Source organism: Paractinoplanes hotanensis, from assembly GCF_023717965.1.
In the GTDB taxonomy this organism is placed as follows: Bacteria; Actinomycetota; Actinomycetes; order Mycobacteriales; family Micromonosporaceae; genus Actinoplanes; species Actinoplanes polyasparticus.
Genome location: NZ_JAMQOL010000003.1, coordinates 341221 through 345664, shown reverse-complemented (window position 1 = coordinate 345664; position 4444 = coordinate 341221). Strand labels below are relative to the sequence as shown.

The 4444-nt window shown below is 69.7% G+C and carries 5 protein-coding genes; 1 reads left to right on the top strand and 4 read right to left on the bottom strand.

Annotated features, from left to right (window positions below; all coding sequences use genetic code 11):
• Nucleotides 1-9: 9 nt before the first annotated feature.
• Nucleotides 10-477 (bottom strand): hypothetical protein, encoded by a 468-nt coding sequence (locus tag LXN57_RS03410; protein ID WP_251796510.1) that lies wholly within the window; start codon nucleotides 475-477, stop codon nucleotides 10-12.
• A gap of 71 nt (nucleotides 478-548) precedes the next feature.
• Between LXN57_RS03410 and LXN57_RS03405 the strand changes: the two genes are divergently transcribed.
• On the top strand, nucleotides 549-1457 hold the full coding sequence (locus tag LXN57_RS03405; RefSeq protein WP_251796509.1) for a cation diffusion facilitator family transporter: 909 nt from the start codon (nucleotides 549-551) through the stop codon (nucleotides 1455-1457).
• A gap of 220 nt (nucleotides 1458-1677) precedes the next feature.
• Here the strand turns inward: LXN57_RS03405 and LXN57_RS03400 are convergent, their stop codons facing one another.
• The 3 genes from LXN57_RS03400 to LXN57_RS03390 are packed head-to-tail and all read right to left on the bottom strand — an operon-like array spanning nucleotide 1678 to nucleotide 4444.
• Nucleotides 1678-2802: a Gfo/Idh/MocA family protein gene (locus LXN57_RS03400; RefSeq protein WP_251796508.1), complete on the bottom strand. Its 1125-nt coding sequence runs from the start codon at nucleotides 2800-2802 to the stop codon at nucleotides 1678-1680.
• Nucleotides 2799-3578 carry a ThuA domain-containing protein gene (locus LXN57_RS03395; protein WP_251796507.1) on the bottom strand — a complete coding sequence of 260 codons (780 nt, stop codon included), beginning with the start codon at nucleotides 3576-3578 and terminating at the stop codon, nucleotides 2799-2801. The genes LXN57_RS03400 and LXN57_RS03395 overlap by 4 nt, the downstream gene beginning before the upstream one ends.
• A 23-nt stretch (nucleotides 3579-3601) precedes the next feature.
• Nucleotides 3602-4444, bottom strand: coding sequence for a carbohydrate ABC transporter permease (locus LXN57_RS03390; protein ID WP_251796506.1), 843 nt, complete (start codon nucleotides 4442-4444; stop codon nucleotides 3602-3604).

Sequence of the window (4444 nt, the reverse complement as noted above, 5' to 3'; positions counted from 1 at the left end):
CGGCGGCCGTCAGGCCGGGGTCAGCAGGCGGGCGAACTGGTTCGCCAGCAGGGCGCCGCTGTGGCCGACGGCCGAGAACGTGCGGTCGTGACCGTCCGCCTGATGCAGGGTGACGGTCACCTCGCCGTTGTCGGCCCGGCTGGCGGCGCTCAGCACGGAGGCCGGCGCGATCGTCCGCACCGGGCCCAGGCCGCGGTCGCGGGCGATCGTGACCAGCCACCAGGCCAGGCCGCCGACCGCGCCCACCGCGAAGACCGCGCCGCACACGACCCACAGCGCGACGTCGAGCCAGGAGGGGCCGCGGTCGGCCGCGGTGGTGGCGACCAGGGCCAGGCCGACCGCCAGCAGCAGCCCGCCGGCGCTCGCCTTCGCGGCCTGCTGGCGGGCCGGCCGCACCTCGTGCACCTCGACCTCGTCCGGGGTGAAGCGCAGAATCACGAGCTGGCCGGTCTCGGTGCGCACGCGCGGAACTCTCACCCGCGAAGCCTAGACGGCGGGCAACGTATAGTGGAGTACGCATATCAACATGGATTGGGGTGGCGGTTTCGATGGGGCATGACCACGGTGTGACAGCAACCGGCCGGCACCGGGGGATCCTCGCGGCCGTGCTGGGCATCTCGGTGGTCATCTTCGCCGTCGAGGTCGTCGGCGCCATCCGCACCGGCAGCCTCGCGCTGCTGGCTGACGCCGGCCACGTGCTGGCCGACGCGGGCGGGGTCGCGCTGGCGCTGGGCGCCACCCTGCTTGCCGCCCGGCCCGCCTCGGGCCGGCGCACCTTCGGCTGGGCCCGGGCCGAGATCCTGGCCGCCGCGCTCAACGGCCTGATCCTGAGCGGCATCGGCGTCTACGTGTTCATCGAGGGCATCCGCCGGCTGGTCGACCCGGCCGACGTCGAGCCGGGCGGCATGGCCCTGTTCGGCGTGATCGGCCTGGTCGGCAACCTGGCCGGGGTGGCGCTGCTCTACCGGGCCCGCACGGCCAGCCTGAACATGAAGGGCGCCTTCCTCGAGGTCGCCACCGACACCGCGACCTCGGTCGGCGTGCTCCTCGCGGCCGGCGTGATCGCCCTGACCGGGTTCACCCGGGCTGATCCGATCGTCTCGGTGCTGATCGGCGTCGTCATCGTGCCGCGGGCCGGGAAACTGTTGCGCGAGTCGCTCAGCATCCTGCTCGAGACCGCCCCGGCCCACGTCGACCTCGACCGGATCCGCGATCACCTCACCGGGCTCGACCACGTGCTCGACGTGCACGACCTGCACGTGCTCACCGTCACCTCGGGCCTGCCGGTGCTCAGCGCGCACGTGGTCGTCGACGACTCCTGCTTCCACGACGGCCACGCCCCGCAACTGCTCGACGCCATGCAGACCTGCCTGACCGGCCACTTCGACGTCGAGCACTCCACGTTCCAGCTCGAACCGGCCGGCCACGCCGACCACGAACACCCCACCCACCGCTGACCCGGGCGCGTCGGGGGCCCTGTCCAACGGGACGACCGGCATCTCCGGTTTCACCGGCTTCAGCCAGCCCTTGTAAGTGATCCAGGACCAGGCCCCCAGCTTCCTCTACGTGACCGGACTGGGCGCCTCGCGCATCACGCTGCTGAAGCCCCGGCCCTGACCGGGCGTCGCAGCGACACAGATCCTCCTGCGGCTGGACGCCTTTCGGGTCGGTCTACCTTCACGGTTCTGGTGGCGTCGCGAGGGCGTCGCGCACGCTGGGCCAGTTCTGCAGAACGTGGCATACGTCGGCTCGGTCCTCGGCGCGGATCGCGTCCGCGTGCGCCCGGGTGAGGACGGCGTCGATCCGGGCGGGCCGGCCGATTCTGGCCGACTGCACGGCCGCTTCGACCATCGCCAGGCTCATCACGTTCTCGTGCACCTCGCCGGAGGGCCGCTGCCCGGTACGCAGGGCCTGGACGAACACGTGCAGGGCACCGTCGATCCCGGAGTAGTGCGACGTGTCCGGGATCGTGGATTCCGTCGCGGTGTGCAGGGTCGGGGCGTCGTCGCCGTTCCACAGAGCGGTGCCGTTCTGCCCGCTGACCCGCCACCGGCCGTTCCAGGAGGTTTCCGCGCCGGCGCTGCACCAGCTGCCGTTGTACACGTAACGGGTTCCGGATTCCATCTCGAATACGGCGGTCGCGTTGGCGTGCCCCGCATACCAGCTCCATTCCGGGTTGTAGGACTGGCAGTAGACGGACACCGGCTCGCAGCCCAGCAGGAACCGCACCGCATCGAAAGCGTGGATGGCCATGTCGATGAGCAGCGGCTGGGCCATGTGCTCGCGGAAGCCGCCGAAGTGCGGAGCCCGGAAGAAGTCCGTGGTGATCGTGCCGATGGGTCCGAGTTGCCCGGCCATGGCGCGCAACCGGGCCAGCTGCGGGTTCCACCGTCGGGACTGGCTGACCATGAACAATTCGCCGGTGATCTCGGTGGCCGCCACCAACGAGAGCGCGCGGCTCACCGACTCCGCGACCGGCTTCTCACCGAGCACCGGCAGGCCGGCGAACAACGCCGCGGTGGTCACCGCATGATGGGCCTCCGGGATGGTCACGTTGATCAGCGCCTGTGCGCCGGTCTGCCGGGCCAGCTCGACGGCGTCGCTGCCGATCGGCAGGCCGGACCGGCCGGCCGCGGCGATGGCGTCCTGGGCCGCGGTCAGATTCAGGTCGGCGACGCCGGCCAGCTCCACGTCGGGCGCCGCGATGACGGCGGCCAGCCAGGCCCGGCCCATGTTGCCGGCGCCGGCAACGACGACCCGCAGCGGTTGCGCCGGACTGCTCTCGATGGTCCGGAAGCTCACTGGTGCGGTCCCCGGTAGCCCTGGCCGTTGAAGAAGTCGCCGGTGTCGTAGCGCAGCAGCGTCGGATGGTCGCGTGCCTGCCGATCGCTGCGGGCCCAGCTGACCCCGTTCGCGATCACCTTTCGCACGTCCCGGTGATGGTAGGTGGGATAGTCCTGGTCCCCGGGGCGGAAGTAGAAGATCTTGCCGTGGCCGCGGCGGAAGGTGCAGCCGCTACGGAAGACCTCCCCGCCGGTGAACGAGCTGATGAAGACGAGCTCGTCGGGCGTCGGGATATCGAAGAACTCCCCGTACATCTCGTCCTCTTCGATGACGAGGGGGTGCGGAATGCCCCGCGCGATCGGGTGCGTGGGGTCCACCGTCCAGACCAGCTCGCGATCGTGCGCCGACCGCCAGCGCAGCGTGCAGGTGGTGCCCATCAGCGTGGTGAAGATCTTCGACCAATGTCCGGAGTGGAGTACGACCAGTCCCATCCCCGAGAGCACATGCCGGTGCACGCGCTCGACGACCTCGTCGGCCACGTCTGCGTGGGCCGCGTGTCCCCACCAGGTGAGTACGTCGGTCTGTGCGAGCACGTCCTCGGTCAGCCCGTGCTCGGGATCGTCCAATGTCGCGGTCCGTACGATGCACCCGTCGCCGAGATTCTCCCGGATTCCGTCCGCGATCGCCGCGTGCATGCCGTCCGGGTAGATCTTCGCCACGTGCGCTTCGCTCTGTTCGTGGCGGTTCTCCCCCCAGACCGTCACGCGCACAGGACCGGTCTCTGCCGATGTCACGGTTTGCTCCTTCTGATGTGGGCCTATTTGACTGCGCCGGCCGTGGTTCCCGCCGCGACGTAGCGCTGAGCCACGACGAGCAGCACAATGGCCGGAATGGACGCGAGCACGGCGGTCGCCATGACCGAGCTCCAGTCGTTGACGTACGTCCCGATGTAGGTGTAGAGGCCCAGCGTCACCGGCCGGACGTCCGCAGTGGTGGTGAGCGTGAGCGCGAAGAGGAAGTCCGCCCACGCGAACAGGAAACTGAACAGCGCCGCGGTGATCAGCGCATTGCGGCTCATCGGCAGGACGATCGAGACGAACGCCCGGAAGTGCCCGGCGCCGTCGACCCGGCCGGCCTCGATGACCGACTGCGGGATGTTGGTCATGAACGCTCGCACGATGAGAATCGCGAACGGAATACCCGCGGTCGAGTCGGCGAGGATGAGGCCGGGCACCGAGTTGAGCAGGCCCAGGTCGGTGTAGGCGGTGTAGAGCGCGTTCGCGATCACGATACCCGGAATCATCTGCGAGATGAGGACACCGAACAGGATGGCGCCCGCGAAGCGGAGCCGGAACTGCGCCAGGACGTACGCCGCCGGGGTGGCGATCAGCAGGCAGAAGACCACCGAACCGAGCGCCACGACGAGGCTGGTCACCAAGTTGCGGCCCTGTTGACCGATCGCCGTGGAGTAGCCCCGCAAACTCGGATGGATCGGTAGCCACGGCGTGCCGACCGCGGATCCGCTCGGCTGCAGCGACACATTGATCATCCAGTAGATCGGGAACAGCAGAACAGCCAGAATCGCGATACCGGCCACGGTGTTGGCCCAGCGTGGCCAGGTCCGCCGGGGGTGCCGGTTGCGGTGCGCGGTGATGGACAT

Excerpts from the sequence above, each read along its gene's own strand:
- LXN57_RS03390 (WP_251796506.1), bottom strand. The coding sequence starts at position 4,444 with ATGTCCATCACCGCGCACCGCAACCGGCACCCCCGGCGGACCTGGCCA.
- LXN57_RS03405 (WP_251796509.1), top strand. The coding sequence starts at position 549 with ATGGGGCATGACCACGGTGTGACAGCAACCGGCCGGCACCGGGGGATC.